Origin of the sequence: Nocardioides ginsengisoli (assembly GCF_039537225.1) — a bacterium.
GTDB lineage: Bacteria > Actinomycetota > Actinomycetes > Propionibacteriales > Nocardioidaceae > Nocardioides > Nocardioides ginsengisoli.
Map to the genome: position 1 here is coordinate 1 of NZ_BAABAC010000021.1, position 17,002 is coordinate 17,002.

14 protein-coding genes are annotated in these 17,002 nt (G+C 71.9%); 2 read left to right on the forward strand and 12 right to left on the reverse strand.

Going from position 1 to position 17,002, the window contains the following annotated elements; translation table 11 throughout:
- Positions 1 to 256: 256 nt before the first annotated feature.
- The 11 genes from AB4880_RS10975 to AB4880_RS11025 form a co-directional block, all read right to left on the reverse strand.
- A complete protein-coding gene (locus AB4880_RS10975) occupies positions 257 to 1,144 on the reverse strand; it encodes a phosphate ABC transporter ATP-binding protein (RefSeq protein WP_367919272.1) in 888 nt (295 codons plus the stop codon).
- A gap of 120 nt (positions 1,145 to 1,264) precedes the next feature.
- Positions 1,265 to 2,860: an Ig-like domain repeat protein gene (locus tag AB4880_RS10980; protein WP_367919273.1), complete on the reverse strand. Its 1,596-nt coding sequence runs from the start codon at positions 2,858 to 2,860 to the stop codon at positions 1,265 to 1,267.
- A gap of 57 nt (positions 2,861 to 2,917) precedes the next feature.
- Positions 2,918 to 3,811, reverse strand: a complete 894-nt coding sequence (locus tag AB4880_RS10985; protein ID WP_367919274.1) for a sortase — start codon at positions 3,809 to 3,811, stop codon at positions 2,918 to 2,920.
- Positions 3,811 to 6,384: a hypothetical protein gene (locus AB4880_RS10990; RefSeq protein ID WP_367919275.1), complete on the reverse strand. Its 2,574-nt coding sequence runs from the start codon at positions 6,382 to 6,384 to the stop codon at positions 3,811 to 3,813. The genes AB4880_RS10985 and AB4880_RS10990 overlap by 1 nt, the downstream gene beginning before the upstream one ends.
- Positions 6,381 to 7,997, reverse strand: a complete 1,617-nt coding sequence (locus AB4880_RS10995; RefSeq protein WP_367919276.1) for a phosphate ABC transporter substrate-binding protein PstS — start codon at positions 7,995 to 7,997, stop codon at positions 6,381 to 6,383. Before AB4880_RS10995 ends, AB4880_RS10990 begins: the two co-directional genes overlap by 4 nt.
- The gene (gene pstA / locus AB4880_RS11000) at positions 7,994 to 9,202 is read right to left on the reverse strand and encodes a phosphate ABC transporter permease PstA (RefSeq protein WP_367919277.1); all 1,209 of its coding nucleotides are present in this window, start codon (positions 9,200 to 9,202) and stop codon (positions 7,994 to 7,996) included. Before pstA ends, AB4880_RS10995 begins: the two co-directional genes overlap by 4 nt.
- Positions 9,199 to 10,212, reverse strand: coding sequence for a phosphate ABC transporter permease subunit PstC (pstC, locus tag AB4880_RS11005; protein WP_367919278.1), 1,014 nt, complete (start codon positions 10,210 to 10,212; stop codon positions 9,199 to 9,201). Before pstC ends, pstA begins: the two co-directional genes overlap by 4 nt.
- A 126-nt stretch (positions 10,213 to 10,338) precedes the next feature.
- Positions 10,339 to 11,652 (reverse strand): serpin family protein, encoded by a 1,314-nt coding sequence (locus AB4880_RS11010; RefSeq protein WP_367919279.1) that lies wholly within the window; start codon positions 11,650 to 11,652, stop codon positions 10,339 to 10,341.
- A 40-nt stretch (positions 11,653 to 11,692) separates the two neighbouring features.
- On the reverse strand, positions 11,693 to 12,139 hold the full coding sequence (locus AB4880_RS11015; protein WP_367919280.1) for a DUF3817 domain-containing protein: 447 nt from the start codon (positions 12,137 to 12,139) through the stop codon (positions 11,693 to 11,695).
- A complete protein-coding gene (locus tag AB4880_RS11020; RefSeq protein WP_367919281.1) occupies positions 12,136 to 12,900 on the reverse strand; it encodes a siderophore-interacting protein in 765 nt (254 codons plus the stop codon). The genes AB4880_RS11015 and AB4880_RS11020 overlap by 4 nt, the downstream gene beginning before the upstream one ends.
- Positions 12,901 to 12,932: 32 nt before the next feature.
- Positions 12,933 to 13,706, reverse strand: a complete 774-nt coding sequence (locus AB4880_RS11025) for an isoprenyl transferase (protein WP_367919282.1) — start codon at positions 13,704 to 13,706, stop codon at positions 12,933 to 12,935.
- Between the two features lie 108 nt (positions 13,707 to 13,814).
- Between AB4880_RS11025 and AB4880_RS11030 the strand changes: the two genes are divergently transcribed.
- Positions 13,815 to 14,981: an AIM24 family protein gene (locus tag AB4880_RS11030; RefSeq protein WP_367919283.1), complete on the forward strand. Its 1,167-nt coding sequence runs from the start codon at positions 13,815 to 13,817 to the stop codon at positions 14,979 to 14,981.
- Between the two features lie 100 nt (positions 14,982 to 15,081).
- Complete coding sequence (trhA, locus tag AB4880_RS11035) at positions 15,082 to 15,822, forward strand: PAQR family membrane homeostasis protein TrhA (RefSeq protein ID WP_367919284.1); 741 nt, start codon at positions 15,082 to 15,084, stop codon at positions 15,820 to 15,822.
- Here the strand turns inward: trhA and rlmC are convergent.
- Positions 15,807 to 16,979, reverse strand: a complete 1,173-nt coding sequence (rlmC, locus tag AB4880_RS11040) for a 23S rRNA (uracil(747)-C(5))-methyltransferase RlmC (RefSeq protein ID WP_367919285.1) — start codon at positions 16,977 to 16,979, stop codon at positions 15,807 to 15,809. The genes trhA and rlmC overlap by 16 nt on opposite strands.
- Between the last annotated feature and the right edge of the window lie 23 nt (positions 16,980 to 17,002).

Here is a 17,002-nt window from a genome sequence, read left to right on the forward strand (position 1 = left end):
TGCCTGGACCAGCCCCAACGGCTTCCGATTCCGGGTCGACCACCGAGGCACCCACCCACTCCGGACATGAGTCACGAAAGCAGCGCACTCACCTACCCACCGCGGGACAGGGGTGTACCGGCAGCGACCGCAAAGCAACAGGCGACCGCAACCCACCACCTCGACCACCGCGGCGCGCCACCACGCTCTCAGTACAAAGAACCCGGCACCCCGCCCACCGCAGGCTGCCCACGAGCAGCCGAGGACCATCAGAAGATCAGCCGAAGCGACCGTTGACGTAGTCGTACGTCCGCGAGTCCTGCGGGCTCTGGAACATCGCGCTCGTGTCACCGTGCTCGACGATCACACCGGGCTGCCCCTGCGAGGCGAGGAAGAAGGCGCACTGGTCCGAGACCCGCGCCGCCTGCTGCATGTTGTGGGTGACGATCACGATCGTCACCTCCTGGGCGAGCTCGAGCATGGTCTCCTCGATGACCCGGGTGGAGGTCGGGTCGAGGGCGGAGCAGGGCTCGTCCATGAGGAGCACGCGCGGGCGGATGGCGAGCGAGCGGGCGATGCAGAGCCGCTGCTGCTGGCCGCCGGAGAGGCCGCCGCCAGGGGCGTCGAGGCGGTCCCTGACCTCGTTCCAGAGGCCGCCCTTGATCAGGCAGGACTCGACGAGGTCGTCCTTGTCGCTGCGACGCATGCGGGTGCCGGTGAGCTTGAGTCCGGCGAGCACGTTCTCGCGGATCGACATCGCGGGGAACGGGTTCGGCTTCTGGAAGACCATGCCGATGGCGCGGCGGGCGTCGATGAGCCGCTTGCTGGGGTCGTAGATGTCCTCGCCGTCGAGGAGGACCTCGCCGGCGAGCTTCGCCGACGGCACCAGCTCGTGCATCCGGTTGAGGATCCGCAGGAAGGTCGACTTGCCGCAGCCGGAAGGTCCGATCAGGGCGGTGATGCCGCCGGCGGGCATGGTGAGCGAGACCCGGTCCAGGACCAGGTGGTCGCCGAACCAGGCGGTGATGTCGCGGGCCTCGAGCTCGGCGAGGCCTTCGCGCAGGGCGTCGACGGAGACCGCCGGGTCGAGCTGGAGCGGGGCCTGCGGGCTCGGCGGCACCGCAGGGATGGTGGCGGTGTCGACGTCGACGGCTGGGGTGTTCATCGGTGGTTCCTTCGCGGGTGTGGAGGAACCCGGGCGGTCGTCGGCGACGACCGCCCGGGCCTCACGGCTACTGCAGATGCAGCAGGTGCTGCGGGTGCTGCCTGGCGAACCAGGCGGCGGTCACTTCTGCTTGATCGTGAACGTCAGGCTCGCGCCGGGGGCGAGCACGTTGCCGCTCCAGGTCGCGACCAGGGTGTTCTTGCCCTTCTTGAGCTTCTTCAGCGTGATCGTCGCCTTGCCGCCCACGACGGTGCCGGTGCCGACGACCTTGCTGCCGACCTTGACGGTGACCTTGCCGGTGGCCTTGGCGGCGGTGCCGGCGAGGGTGACGACGACGGTGCCCTTGGCCTTCTTGCCGGCCTTGTTCTTCGCGGGGAAGGTCTCGGTCAGCTTGGCGGAGGTCTTCACGACGACGTCCGCGGCCTGCTCGGAGGCCTGGAAGACGGTGCCGACGGCGGGGGCGTACTGCGCGGTGTAGCGGTGCGAGCCCGGGGCGACGTTGGTGAGGGTCAGGGTCGCGGTGCCGCCGATGACGGGGACGTCGGCGCCGACGACGGTGCCGCCCTCGGTGAAGGTGACGGTGCCCTCGGGGGTCTTCGAGCCGGTGATCTTGGCCTTGACGACGACCTTCTTCGCGGCCGGGCTGGTGCCGGAGACCGCGGTCTGGGTGACGATCGGGGCGGCCGGGGCGCTGGTGGTGAAGTTCGTGGTGGGGTCGATGGTCGCCTCACCGCAGACACCGGCGTCGTCGACGCTGGCGAGCTGGTCGAAGCCGGCGTTCTTGATCAGCTGCGAGGCCTGCTCGGAGCAGAGGAAGCCGTCGGGGCCGAACACCGCGGTGATCTTCGGGTTCGCGACGTCGGCGCCACGGACCACGTTGTAGAGCGCGCGCTTGGCCTCGAAGCCGTCCTCGAGGCGCAGCGTGGTGCCGAGCAGCCCGGCGCGACCGGCCGAGAACGGCGCGATGGCGTTGGCGTTGCCCTTGATCTGGCTGTCGTCGTGCTCCTGGACGGTCTGCACCGTGCCGGCGAGGACGACCGCCGTACCGCCGTTGGCGGCCTTGAGCTGGTCGAGGAAGAAGCTGCGGGTGCCCGAGCCGTTCTGCGGGATCATCGGCACGATCGCGTCGGTCGAGGTGCCGCCGGGAACCTGGTTCCAGGTCGTGTACGTGCCGTCGTAGATCTTCAGCAGGTCGTCGCGGCTGATGGTCGCCGGCGCGTGCGAGGCGACGTTGTTGGAGACGGCCGTCTTGAGGACGTCGACCGCGAACGGGAACTGCTTGAGGTTGGCGGCCTTCTCGTCGCTGTTGAGCGACGACGAGGAGCGCGCGAAGTCGACCTCGGGCGCCTCGTTGGCGCCGTACAGCCGGCCCTTGCCCGCGCCGGAGCCGTTCGGGCGGGCGATCGAGGCGCCGCCGGGGAGGCTGATGGTGCTCGAGCCGTCGGTGGGCGTCGGGCCGCCCGCGGTGGTGGCGGCGAAGCTCGCGATCTTGTAGGAAGGCGCAGGGGTCGAGCCGTTCCACGCGTCGGCGAGCAGCTTGATGGCGTGCTGGCTGGTGTCCGAGCCGACGCCGATCAGGTCGGTGGAGGCCGGGGTGAACGCGGTGTCGTCGGGGTCGGCGGTGTACGCCGCGTGGGCCGGCGCGACCGCGCCGATGACCGAGGCGGTCGCGAGAGTCGCAACGAGGACTCCCCCGAGCGTCGTGCGTGCAGACATCAACTTCCTCTTCTCTGGATTCTTCTTCTCGGGTGGGGTGGAACGTCGTGTGGTGGGTCAGATCAGGTTCGGGAGCAGCCGCATCGCGGTGTCGGTGACGAGCCACGACATGGCGAGCAGCGGCGCGATCGCGACGACCCACACCTGGCCGCGGGTCCACCGCTGCCGGGCGAGGATGGTGGCGACGACAAGGCCGATGAGCAGCGCCAGCCAGAGGGTGAGCAGCGGCAGCGCCTCGGTGCCGGAGCGCATCGCCTCCTCCGACTTCGGTACGACGGGCGAGTAGCCGCCCGGCGACGGGAAGCCCTTGGCGGCCTCGGCGTCGACGTACACGGTGCCGCCGGGCATCAGGTCGCCGAAGCGGCCGGATCCGTCGGCGGTGACGAGGGTCAGCCGGGCGGCGCCGACGGGTGCGGGCTGCGGCAGGTGGTCGCCGTCGCGGCGGACGCCGATCACGCGGAAGGTCGCCTCGCCCTGGGCCATGGTGACCTTGATCAGGTCACCGGTCCGCAGGTCGGCGAGGTGGCGGAAGGGCGCGCCGTAGGTGACCGAGCGTCCGTAGAGGACCGAGCTGCCGACCTGTCCGGGCAGCACGCTCTTGCGCAGGTGGCCGGGTCCGGCGAAGAGGTCGCCGGCCGCCGTCCCCTCGACGACGACCTCGTCGACGCCGAGCGCGGGGATCGACAGCAGCGCGACCGGGGCGCCCGGCGCGACCGTCGGGCCGACGGGCGCCGTGGCGGCGGCGAGCTGCTGGCGGAAGTCCGAGCGCAGCAGCGACTGGGCGCGGTCGTGGGAGATGGTCCCGAAGAACAGCAGGTGCACGACCAGCCACAGGCAGACCAGCGCGATCGTGGTGAGCGCACTGCTCAGCACCAGCCCGGACTCGCGGGGCTGCGGCGGAGGCGGAGGCGTACGGCGACGCCGTCCGGTCTCCTCGAGGACCGCGGTCATCAGGCCCTCCCCCGCCGGAACGCCATCAGCCGGGTGATGAGCGAGGCCACCGCGGCGACCAGGCCCACGACGAGCAGCGTCGGCAGCATCGACAGCGCCGTCGTCGAGCTCGCCGCCTGGGTCTCGGCGGTCACGACGTCACCGGACGTCGTGCCGGGCTTGGCCGCGGCCCCGCCCTTGCCGGGGCCTGCCGGGGCGGGCGCCTTGCCGAGGTTGCCGGCGGACGTGCCGGGCGCCGGGTCGGCGCCGTCGCCGGTGCCCTTGTCGCCGACGGCCTTCTGCGCCTCGACGGCGTCCGCGGTCGACTGCGCCGCGCGCCACAGGGCCGCGGTGGCGCCCGTGCGCCGCAGCGGCAGGTAGCCCTCGGGCAGCTCGCCGTTGCCTCGGCCGATCCGCTGGCCCTCGCTGGTCGCGATCCGGATGAAGGAGGCGATGGTCCGGGCGTCGGCCTTGGCGAGGCCGTGGGTGCGGGCGACGGTGTAGACGACCTGGGTGCCCGGGTAGGCGCCCTTCGCCGCGACGAGCGTCTTCAACGACATGTCGAAGGGCCCGCGCGGGTCGCCCTTCTTCTGCTTCGCGACGGCGACCGCCTTCGACAGCGAGGTCAGGCTGGGCGCGACATAGCTGCTGCCGGTGGTGTGCAGCGCGGCGGCGCGCAGGCCGAACCGGTCGGCGTCGCCGAGGCTGACCAGACCGAGCATGAACCGGGCGCCGTACGACTGGCGGTCGATGCGGCCGAGCTTCCAGGCCGAGCTGTCGCCGTCGCAGCGGCTCTGCACGTTGGGCCACGCGTCGATGAGCGCGTCGGCGATCTTGCGCAGCGTCGTGACCGGCGCCGCGACCTGGGTCAGGTAGACCGAGGAGTTGGCCTGGCGGCACGGGTCCTGAGTCTTCGGCTCGTAGGTGTCGAGCAGCGGCCACTCCGCCGTCGGGACATCGATCCCCTTGTACGACGGGTTGACCGTCATCCCCCACGGGTCGGGCTTGCCGGCGAGGAAGTCGCGGGCGTCCTGGTCCTGCGCGAGGTACTCGGTGAGCTGGCGGACCAGGTCGGAGGAGTTCGACAGCGACAGCAGGGTCGCGCCGGCCTCGCTTGCGCGCTGGCTCAGCCCGGGGTTGAGCTTGATGAACTCCGGGTCGGCCTGGATGCTCAGCGGGTTCTTCTCCAGCCCCGGGTGGCCGGTGCCGAGCGCGGACGCCGGATAGCTCTGGCTGAGCAGCTTGGCGATCAGCCGCGCGTTGAGCCGCAGGCTGGTGAACTCGCCGCCGTTGTCGGGCTTGTCGGCGACGTACCCGATCGCGAAGCCGGTCACGGCGGTCGGCGCGTAGCCGACCGGCTCGGGGCCGCTCGTGTCGTGCGGCATCGAGACGAAGGCCGCCGGGGAGTCGCCGGTCTGCATGAGGTTCCAGCCGGTCTGGTCGGGCATCTGGTTGAGCTGGAACTTGAACCGCTTCTTGTTCAGGCAGTACGCCGGCGCCCACTGCAGCGCGGCCTGCGCCATCAGCTCGGAGCCGGAGAACCCGACCGGCGGCCGCGGGTCGAGGACGTCGCACGCGCCCGGCGGCAGGCCGAAGGTGATCGGGATCGAGACCCGGTTGCGCCAGTTGGACGCCGACCACCACAGGTCCGGCCCGACCGTGCGGTCGATGCCCTCGTTGGCGAAGTTGCTGCTGCCCGACGGGAACCGGCCGTAGCGGCGGCACTCGCGGTCGGCCGACGCCATCGCGTCGTCCGGCGCGGCGCAGCTGAGGCCGGTGATCGGGATGACGACGATCGAGCAGGCCACCTCGCGCTTGCAGCCGAGCGACTCGTTCTCGGTCGCCGAGCGGACCTCGAAGTCGACCGAGCCGTCGCCGTTCTCGTCGGAGTAGGCGGCGATCTCGGACGGCGGGAAGGCCGCGCCGACGGCCGCCTCGGGCGGCATGGTGTCCTGGCTGCAGGCGTAGAACGTCTTGCCCGACGCGGCGACGAAGGGCGTCAGGTGCGTGTTCAGCCCGTCCGCCACCGCGTCCTTGCAGGTGCCCGACGGCATCGCGCCGGTGCCGGAGACGGCCTGCTTGTCGGCGTCCGAGGCATACCGGTCGACGCGCCACAGCGCCTGGCTGTTGGGCTTGGTGACCTGCGAGCGCTGGAAGAAGGACGACGTCCAGCAGGTCTCGGGCCGCAGCCGCTTGGCCGCGGGCAGCCGCGCGTCGTCGGTGCCCCGGCACTGCAGGACGACGACCGGGTACTCCTGGTTGAGCCCGTTCTCACCGAACGGGTTGCTCGCCCGGCCGCCGCTCGGCGGCGCGCCGGTCCACGAGACGTTGATCCGCTCGCGACCGCGCAGGTCGGTGGTGTGGTCGGCGGAGACGGTCAGGTCATAGCTGCCGACCGTCTGCTCGCCGCCCTGGGCGTCGAGGAAGGTCCGCCCGATGGTGCGCGACTGGCGGAAGCCGTCGCCGTTCGGCCGGGCCACGCTCTGCGCCCCCAAGGTCTGGGCGGAGGCGGGCTGTCCGGACGGCGGGAGCAGGGTCAGCGTCGCCAGGGCGGCGACGAGGGCGCCGACCAGGGCGCTGCGCCGGCGGCTCATGCGCCACTCCGGGCGTGGCGCCGGCGCCGCAGCACGCTGCTGGCGACACCGGGGATGATCACCAGGGCGAGCAGCTCGAGCACGGCGAGGACGCCGAACGGCCGCTGGTCGCCGCTGCGGTCGGCCGCCAGCGTCGGGTTGGCGTAGACCGTCCCGTCGCCGCCGCCCGTGGCGCCGGAGCTGTCGGGACTGCCGACGGTCGCGCCGGTCTCGGGGTCGACCGTTCCAGGGGTGCCGGCCGGTCCCCCGGCCGCGCCGCCGCCGGTCGCGGCGCCGCCCTTGGTGCCGGCGCCGCCGGTGCTGCCACCCGCGGCGGGCTGGTTGGTCCCGGTCACCTTGCCGCAGGGGCCGGCGCCGACCTTGTCGCACGCCTCCGGCTGCGGGGCCTTGTCGGCCAGCACGTTGTGGTTGGGGTTCTTGCCGTCGAACGTCGGGTTGTTGCAGCTGCGGACGTCGCGGTTGGTCAGGTTGACCGCCGGGTCGGCCTGCTTGAGCTTGGCGACCTGCTGGAAGCCGGCCTTGACCAGGTTGAGGGTCAGCGGCGAGTAGCCGTAGTCACCGGCGTTGGTCTGCCCCGAACACAGCGAGTAGTAGATGAAGTCGGCGAGCGTCTGGCGCTTCGACGTCGTCATCCGCTTATCGGTCGCGGAGGTCGGGATGATCATGTAGGAGTACGACGAGATCGGGTATGCCCGCGGGTCCGCGTTGACGTAGACGCCCCGCAGGTCCTGGGTGAGCGTCGTCGGGTTGATCTTGGCCGCGGTCAGCGCGACGGCGGTGTTGTAGCGGTCGGGCTCGACGTAGTAGCCCGCCTTGTTGAGCACCTTGACGACCGGGAAGTTCGCGTTGACCGGGTAGGAGTACTCGACGTACCCGATGCTGCCGTTGCCCGCGAAGCCCTTGACCGTGTTCATCACCTGGTCGGAGCCGGCCTGCGCCTTCATCCGGGATCCGCTCTTCGTCGGGTAGTACGACGTGAGGCCGGACCGCCCGAAGTAGGGCCGCCAGATCGACGGGTACTGGCTGTCCATCCAGGTCGTGAACTGCGCGGTCGTGCCCGAGCCGTCGGAGCGGACGACGGGCGTGATCGGCAGCGACGGGAACGTGCGGCCGTTGTTGTCCTTGGTGATCTGGGCGTCGTCCCAGTTGGTGATCTTGCCGGTGAAGATCTTGGCGATCGTCTCGCCCGAGAGCCGCAGGTTGCGGACCAGCTGGCCGCCCACCTTGATCTGGTAGGTGAACGCGGTGCCGCCCGCGACGATCGGCAGGTAGGCGTAGGGGCGGTCGGACTTGTCCTGGTTGCCCTGCTCGTCGACGCCCTGGTAGGGGATCTCGGAGATCGCGAAGTCGTTGGTGCTCTGCGCGAAGTCCTTGCGGCCCTTGCTGGAGCCACCGCCGGTGTAGACGACCTGCATGCCGTTGGCGGCGACGTCGGCGATCCACTTCTGGACGATGAGCTCCGACCAGGTGGAGCCGGTGCCCTCGATCGTCGAGTACGGCACGGCGCGGCCGGCCACGTCGTCGGCCGCCGCGGCGCTCGCGCCCACACCGGCGGTGAGGAGGGCGAGCCCGGCGAGCAGGGCGAGGGTCAGGCGTCGTACGCGGGGACTCATGAAGCAGCTCCGTCGGTTCGGTCGGGGACCAGCGCGCGCAGGCGCCGGACGAGAGAGGGGCGGTTGCGGTAGCGGCGCGGACGGGCGACCAGCCGGGCCAGGACGAAGAGCGCGAGCACCAGCGTCATCAGCACGACCGCGGCACCGAACGCGCGGCCGATCGACGCCGGCTCGCCGCTGCGCACCTGGGTGTAGATGAACAGCGGCAGCGAGTTCATCGCGCCGTCGAACGGGTTGGCCTGGACGAAGCCGGCCGCGCCGGACGTCAGCAGCACCGGGCTGGTCTCGCCGACGCCGCGCGCGACACCGAGGATGACCGCGGTCGCGAGACCCGGCCGGGCGGTCGGCAGGACGACGTTCCAGGTCGTGCGCCAGCGGCTCGCGCCGAGCGCCAGGCTGGCCTCGCGCAGGTTGCCGGGGACGACGCGCAGGACGACGTCCGCGGCGCGCGCGATGATCGGCAGCATCATCACGCCGAGCGCGAGGCCCGCGGCGAGGCCGGAGCGCGGGACGCCGAGGGTGAGGATCACCGTCGTGTAGATGAACAGGCCGGCGACGATCGAGGGCAGCGCGGTCATCGCCTCGACGACCGTCCGTACGACGCGCGCGAAGCGGCCGCCGACCTCGGTCATGAACACCGCGGTGCCCACGCCCAGCGGCAGCGCGACCGCGAGGCCGATGCCGAGCTGGATGCCGGAGCCGATGATGGCGTGCAGCACGCCGCCCTTCGTGAACGGCGCCTTCGGCTCGACGCCCGACATGTCGTCGGTGATGAAGTTGAGGTGGGTCAGCGGCCGCCATCCACGCAGGAAGACGAAGACCACCGCGGAGATGAGCGCGGCGACGACGAGCAGCGCACCGGCGGTGACGACGATGCCGGCGATCCGGTCGCGGACCTCGACGAAGGTGGCGCTGATCGACGAGAGCAGCGCGGTCATCGCGATGCCGGCGACGAGCCCGACGATGAGGAACCAGGTCAGCCCGCTCAGCGGCAGGAAGCGCTGGGTGATCAGCCAGGTCAGGCCGAGCGCGGCGATCCAGGCGCCCACGCGGGCGAACAGCTCGTCGGCATTGGGCCGGCCGACCGCGCGGCGCGGCGCCGGCCGCGGGGCGTCGTCGTCCCGCGTGGGCAGGAAGGTGCGGGGCGCCTCGGTCTCGGGCGCGGGCACGTCGAGGGCGCTGGGCGCCGGGGAGGTGAGGGTCATGCGTCGGCGTCCGCTCCGGAACGGCTACGGTTGACGATCACCGCGGCGAGGGTGTTGACGGCGAGGGTGATCAGGAAGAGCACGAAGCCGGCGGCGAGCAGCGCGGACAGCTGCGCGGGCGATGCGTCACCGAACTGGACGGCGATCAGCGCGCTCACCGAGTTGGCGCCGGTCTCGAGGATGTTCCACTTGACCTCGAAGGCCGGCGAGATGATGAGGACGACGGCGATGGTCTCGCCCAGGGCCCGGCCGAGGCCGAGCATGGTGCCGCCGATGATGCCGCCGCGGCCGAAGGGCAGCACGACCGAGCGAATGACGCCCCACTTCGTGGCACCGAGCGCCAGCGCGGCCTCCCGCTCCCCCGGCGGCGTCTGCGAGAACACCTGCCGCATCACGGCGCAGGCCATCGGCAGCACCATCATCGCGACCGCGATGCCGGCGCAGAAGGCGCTCGAGACGTAGCGGCTGGTGTCCCAGACCGGGCTGTTCGGGTCGGTGTCGCGGATCGTGAAGAAGGGCACCCAGCCGAAGTGCCGCTGCAGCCACCAGGCCAGCTCGGCGGCATGCGGCATGACGAGGAAGAAGCCCCACAGGCCGTAGACGATCGACGGGATCGCGGCCATCAGGTCGACGAGGGAGACCAGCAGTCCCTTGAGCCGAGCGGGCGCGTACTCACTGATGTACAGCGCGCTGAGCAGTGCCAGCGGGAACGCGAACGACATCGCCACCGCGGCGATCGACACCGTCCCGACGAGAACGCCGGCAATGCCGATGATGTCGGCCTCCGGCTGCCACCGCTGCTCGGTGAGGAAGGACAAGCCGTAGTGGCGCAGCGTCGGCACCGCCTGCCAGGCGAGGAAGACGCCGACGCCACCGGTGATCACCAGGACCGAGGCGCCGATGGCGCGCGCGACGTTGACGAAGATCACGTCGCTGCCCGTGGGGCGGCGGGATATCCGTCGCGGCTGCGCCTCGGGCGCACTCGGGTCGGCAACAGGAAGGGTCGTCACGCGTTGTCCTCGATCGTGGCCACCCGAGCAGGCCGCCCAATGGCGGCGCGAGATCGCGCTGCCAGAAGGAACCGTGACGGTGAAGCGCGACCAGATGGGGCGAGGACGGTGAACGGACGGGGAACGCTATTCGACGACCTCGGTGGGATCCGTGACGCGACCGGCGAAGAGCGGGGCCCCGAGCTCGGTGTCGTGGATGACGAAGAGGAAGGGCCGGTCGACGACGAAGGTCGCGACCTCGGCGGGGGCGGACGTCTCGGTCATGATCACCGCGGTGGCGGCCGCGGCCTCGGTGCCGTGCTCGTCGACGGCGATGAAGCCCTGGTGCAGCACCTCGCTGATCGCCAGCTGCATCTGCGTGGTCATCGCCGAGAAGTCGGCGGCGTCGGAGAAGGCGGTCGGCATGCCGAGGCTCGCCAGCAGCTCCTTGAGCGCGGCCGCGCGACGGAACGACCATCGCGGCAGGGTCAGGTCGATCCCAGCGAGCGTCCCGCCGGTGGTGAACCCGGCGAAGCCCTCGGTCCGCACCTGCCGCTCGACGCGCTCCAGCGCCCCGGGCCGGTCGTCGGGCAGGATGACGGACATCGCGAGCCGGTCACCCTCGTAGGGGATCGTCACCGCGCGCCAGCCCCCGCCCGTCACCAGGTTGCCCTGCAGGCCGGGCTTGCGCATCAGGTCGGCCTTCACCACCGACCCGTCGGCGCGGTGGAAGTCGCCAGTCGTGGTCATCGACTTCTCGAACGGGTCGGCCCACCGCGCCTTGAGATAGATCGCGTTGACCAGCACCAGCCGGGTCATCGCGTCGATCGCACCCTCCGGCACCAGGTCGGCGATCCGGTCGTGCGTCTGCTGCTCGACCCAGCCGTTGATCAGCCCGCGCGCCGACGCGTAGGCCTTGGCGTAGTCGACGAGGCGCAGGCCGGCGCCGTACTCCTTGGCGAGCAGGTCGAGGAAGTCGCGCTCCCAGTGCACGCCCCGCTGGCCGAACAGCTGGTCGGCGCTCGCCAGCGCCACCTTCTTCTCGGCCAGCCCGTCGATCCGCCGGATGAGCGCGTTGACGCCCTGGTGCCAGCGCTCCCCGAGCCGCTCGGCGCCCACGACCTTGCGCATCTCCGCGGCGGTGGTGCCGGCCGCGCCGGTGAGGGTCATGCCGAGCGCGACCAGGACCGAGTACGGCGACAGCACCAGGTTGCCGGGGGTGGCCGCGAGGCCGCCGTACAGGCCGCCGGCGAGGTGGTGCAGCCCGGCGACCACCTCGGGCAGCAGGCTCGGGTCACCGGCCGCGCGGCGGGTGTCGGACGCGACCAGCTGGATGCGGTCGGCCGTCTGCCGCTCGTGGAGCTCGGGCTCGCCTCCCCCGCAGGCGGACAGGATCCCGGCGCCGGCGGTGGCGAGGAGTCCGAGCTGGAGAGCGGCACGGCGGTCGAGGGAGGTCTGCATGCCCCTCCGACGCCGCGGGCGGGGCGGTGGTTCCGGACCGTCAGGATCCGGGCGGCCCCACGACCAGCGCGAGCCCGGTGAGCGCGGCGACGGCGACCAGGCCGACGCCCAGCCCGCGCAGCGGGTTGCGCAGCAGCCACGCGACCACGCGGTCGGGCAGCGAGCTGCCGGCGTCCGCGGGAAGGCGCCACGCGTCGCCGAGCCAGCCCTTGCGGATCGCCCACCACTCGAGCGGCAGCGTCGCGAGCGGCGGCACGGCGGCGACGAGCGCCAGCAGGCCGCGACCCGCCGACCAGCGACGGTCGACCCACACCACGACCGTCGTCACGACGTAGGCGACGAAGACGATGCCGTGCAGCATGCCGAAGATCCGGACGCCGGCCTCGGTGGTCTCGGTGCCGTACTTGAGGAACATGCCGAACAGCAGCCCGGTCCAGGTGATCGCCTCGGCGATCGCGACCGTGCGGAACAGCTTGGTGGGGGTCATGCGGGGGCCTCCTCGGCGCGCGCGAGCTCGGCCTTCCACTCCCGGAAGGTCTCCTCGGTGCGTCCTTGCTTCCAGTACGCGGAGATCGAGACGTCGGCGCGCGGGACTGCGCGGACGTCGTACAGGTAGGGCCGGATCTCCTTCATGACGGCCTGTCCCTCACCGTGCACGAAGGCGTGCACGCGCCCCGCACGCCAGGGCAGCGCGCGGACCGCGTCGGCCAGGCCGGGGTGACTCGGGTCGGAGCGGTGCAGCCAGCGGACCTCGACCCCGCTCGGGGCCGGCACGTCCTGCTGGTACGACGGGCCGTCGACCTGCAGCACGACGTGGCCCTGGGCGTCGTCGGCCAGCGCCTCCAGCGCCTGCCGGATCGCCGGGATCGCGGCCTCGTCGCCCGCGAGCAGGTGCCAGTCGGCCTCCGGGTCGGGCGCATAGGCGCCACCCGGGCCGCGCACGTGGATGCTGTCGCCGGGCTGCGCGTCGGCGGCCCACGGCCCCGCGATCCCCTCGTCACCGTGGACGACGAAGTCGATGGTCAGCGTGCCGGTCGCGACGTCGGGCGCGATCGCCGTGTAGGTGCGCAGGGTCGGGCGGCCGCCGTTCTCCAGCTCGGCCGGATCGCCGAAGACGAGCTTGACGTAGCGGTCGGTGAAGGGGCTGTCGGCGAAGGCAGCGAGGTCGCCGCTGAACCGGATCCGGACCATGCCCGGGCTGAGCTGCTCCTTGGACGCGACGGTCAGCAGCGTGATCGGCTTACTCACGGGTCCTGAGCGTACCCGTGTGACCCAGGTCGCTAGGCGCCGAAGCGGCGCTCGCGCTGCGCGTACGCCCGGATCGCGCGCAGGAAGTCGACCCGGCGGAAGTCGGGCCAGTAGGCCTCGCAGAAGTAGAACTCCGACTTCGCGCTCTGCCACAGCAGGAAGCCGCCGAGCCGCTGCTCCCCCGACGTCCGGATCACCAGGTCGGGATCGGGCTGGCCGCGGGTGTAGAGGTGCTCCTCGATGTGCTCGGCGTCGACGAGCTGGGCGAGCTCCTCGAGCGAGGTGCCCTTGGCGGCGTGCTCGGCCAGCAGCGACCGGACTGCGTCGGCGATCTCGCGGCGACCGCCGTAGGCGACGGCGACGTTGACGATCATCCCGTCGACGTCGGCGGTGGCCTCGGCGGCGGCCTTGAGCCGCTTGGCGGTGGCGTCGGGCAGCAGGTCGAGGGCGCCGACCGGGTGCAGCCGCCAGCGGCGCTGGTCGGCGAGCGAGTCGACGGCGTCGGCGATGATCTCGAGCAGCGGCTCGAGCTCGCCCGCCGGGCGGTTGAGGTTGTCGGTGGAGAGCAGCCACAGGGTGACCACCTCGATGCCGACCTCGTCGCACCAGCCGAGCAGGGGCTCGATATTGGCCGCGCCGGCGCGGTGGCCGTGAGCGGTGTCGCGCCCGACCGCCTTCGCCCACCGCCGGTTGCCGTCGAGCATCACGCCGATGTGCTTGGGCAGGTTGTCGGGCATCCTGCGAAGCATGCGTGCCTCGTAGGCGGGGTAGAGCACCTTGCGCACACCGCGCTTCCAATCCGCCACACCTCGATCGTAGGCCACGAGTCGGGGATCCGGCGGGCACCTTCGTGACACGATGACGGCATGAGCGGTCATCCGATCGCATGAACGACCGAAAGAGGTACGACGACCATGACCGCTGCCGCCTGGCACCCGGACCCCACCGGCCGCCACGAGCTTCGCTACTGGGACGGCTCCCAGTGGACCGACCACGTGTCCGACCAGGGCGTGCAGTCCACCTCGCCGCTGTACCCGGCGAACGACCAGAGCCAGGTCGAGACCAGCTCGGGCCGGATCGACATGGGCCGCTCCGACACCGGCGCGAGCGAGGCGCCGTCCGGTGAGCCGTCGGTGGCGCCCGACGCGGTGACCGCCTTCGCCCCGACCGGCGCGCACGCCGCCCAGTCGGCCCAGTCGGCCCAGTCGGCCCAGTCGGCCCAGTCGGCCCAGTCCGAGCCGCAGGCGCAGCCGTGGGAGCAGCAGGCGCAGGCCCAGCAACCCGAGGCGCAGCCGTGGGAGCAGCAGGCGCAGGCCCAGCCCGCGGCGCAGCCGTGGCAGCAGGCCCAGCCGCAGCAGCCGATGATGCAGCCGGCGATGGGCGGCCAGCAGGTCCCCGCCGACGCCTTCGCGGGCATCACCGGCGAGCTCATCGACGGCCGGTTCAGCGAGATCGACGGCGCCGGCCCGAGCCTGCAGAACCACAAGCTGCTCCGGGTGCGCATCACCGAGCCGTTCATGGCCAAGCAGGGCTCGATGGTCGCCTACCAGGGCAACGTCAACTTCGCCTACCAGGGCGGCGGCGCGGCCAAGTTCCTGAAGAAGGCGTTCACCGGCGAGGGCCTGTCCCTGATGCGGGTCGAGGGCCAGGGCGACGTCTTCATCGCCGACGGCGCCCACGTCGTCCACATCCTGCACCTCAACAACAGCGGCCTGTCGGTCAACGGCCAGAACGTCCTCGCCTTCTCGGCGTCCCTCGACTGGAACGTCGAGCGGGTCAAGGGCGGCAGCATCGCCGCGGGCGGCCTGTTCAACACCACCCTGCGCGGCACCGGCTGGGTGGCGATCACCACCGACGGCGACCCCGTCGTCCTCAACCCGGCTGAGGCGCCGACCTTCGCCGACGCCAACGCGCTGGTCGCCTGGTCGGTGCACCTGCAGACCTCGATCCGCTCCACCTTCACCGCCGGGTCGCTCGTCGGCCGCGGCTCGGGCGAGGCCTTCCAGGTCGCCTTCCAGGGCCCCGGATTCGTGATCGTGCAGCCGTCCGAGGGCAACTCGGTGCCGCCACACACCCACTGATCCGCCACGCCCGAACGGGCAGACTTCGACGGCCGGATGAGCGTGAGATCACGCTCGTCCGGCCGTCGGCGTTCCTGGATCCGGCCGGTACGCTCGCGTCATGAACCAGGCGATGCAGCACACGGGAGACAAGGTCCGCGCGCGCCTCGACAACCTCGGCGATCAGATCACCGAGACGATCGCGGAGATCAAGCCCAAGCTCCGCGGCTGGATCCATCTGGCGTCGACGCCGCTCGTGCTGGCCGCCGGCATCGTGCTCATCGTGCTGTCGCCGACCGCGACCACCCGGGTCGGCTCGGCGCTCTACGCCGGATCGGCGCTGCTGCTGTTCGGCACCTCCGCGCTCTACCACCGCGGCACCTGGTCGCCGAAGGTGTGGCAGATCCTCAACCGGCTCGACCACTCCAACATCTTCCTGTTCATCGCGGGCTCCTACACGCCCTTCGCATTGACGCTGCTCGAGGGCCCCTCGCGCGTGATCATGCTGTCGGTGGTGTGGACGGGCGCGCTGCTCGGCATCGCGTTCAAGCTGTTCTGGCCGTCGGCGCCGCGCTGGCTGTCGGCGCCGATCTACATCGCGCTCGGCTGGGCGGCGATCTTCTTCATCCCGGCGTTCTTCGAGGGCGCGGTCGCCCTGGGCCTCGGCATCGGGATCGCGATCTTCGTCCTCATCTGCGTCGGCGGCGCGCTCTACACGATGGGCGGCCTGGTCTACGGCTTCCAGTGGCCGAACCCGTCGCCGCGCGTGTTCGGCTTCCACGAGATCTTCCACGGCTTCACCATCGCCGCGTTCGTCGCGCACTACGTCGGCGTCTCGCTGGCGACCTACTCGGTGCGCTGACCTGCGCGCTCGAGCAGCACCAGCACCTCCGCGTGCGGAGTCTGCGGGAACATGTCGAGCAGGCGCCCCCGCACCGGCCGGTACGACGCCAGGTCGGCCAGGTCGCGCGCCAGCGTCTCCGGGTTGCAGCTGGAGTAGAGGACGTGCCGCACGCCGGACTCCTCCAGCCGGACCGCCAGCTCGTGCCCCAGCCCGCGCCGCGGCGGGTTGACGACGACCAGGTCGGCGTCGGCGAGCAGGCTCGCGTGCTCGGCGTCGGTCGCGTCGCCGACCGCGAACGCGATCTCGCCCGGCAGACCCGCCTCGTCGCGTGAGCGCTCGGCGCTGGCGATCGCGTCGGCGCTGATCTCGATGCCGGTCACCTGGCGCCCCGGCGCGGCGAGGTGGAGCGCGAAGCCGCCGACGCCGCAGTAGAGGTCGACCACCCGCGCCGGCGCGATCTCGGCGACCCAGGCCGCGGCCTCGTCGTACAGGGCGGTGGCGACGGCGGTGTTGGTCTGGAAGAAGCTGCGCGGGCGCAGGTGCAGGGTGACGTCGCCGGTGCGCATCGGGAGCGTGTCGGCGTCGGTCAGGACCAGCTCACGGTCGCCTTCGAGCACCGCGCGGTGCTCGGGCTGGACGTTGAGCGTCACCACCCGCACCGCCGGCAGCGCCTCCCGCAGCCACGGCAGGTGCTTGCGGACCCGCGCCTCGGTCGCCGTCGAGCGGACCACGATGCGCACCATCAGCTCGCCGTCCGGGGACTCGGTCACGAGCAGGTGTTTGAGCTCGCCCCGCTGCGCGACCGGCGCGCCCGACCGGACGTCGTACGGCGTGAGGTCGGCGCGGGTCACCAGCGCGGCCAGCACCGGCAGCGCGGCGATGATCCCCGGCGTGTGCAGCGCACAGTCACGCAGGTCGACCCCGCCGCCGTCGGGGTCGAGGATGCCGAGCGTCGGCGCGTCGGCCGTGCCCGCGACCACCATCTTGGCCTTGTTGCGGAAGCCCGACCCGGGACTGGTCACCGGCGGCAGCCACACCAGCCCCGGCGCGTCGACGAGCGCCCGGGTCGCGGCGAGCTTGGCGGCCAGCTGGTCGTCGTACGGCTGCCCGAGCCAGGTGCACGAGCGGCACTCCCCCGCCGTGAAGTGGGCGCAGTCGAGCACGGCGGAACCCATGGGTCCATGGTAAGGCGCTGCCA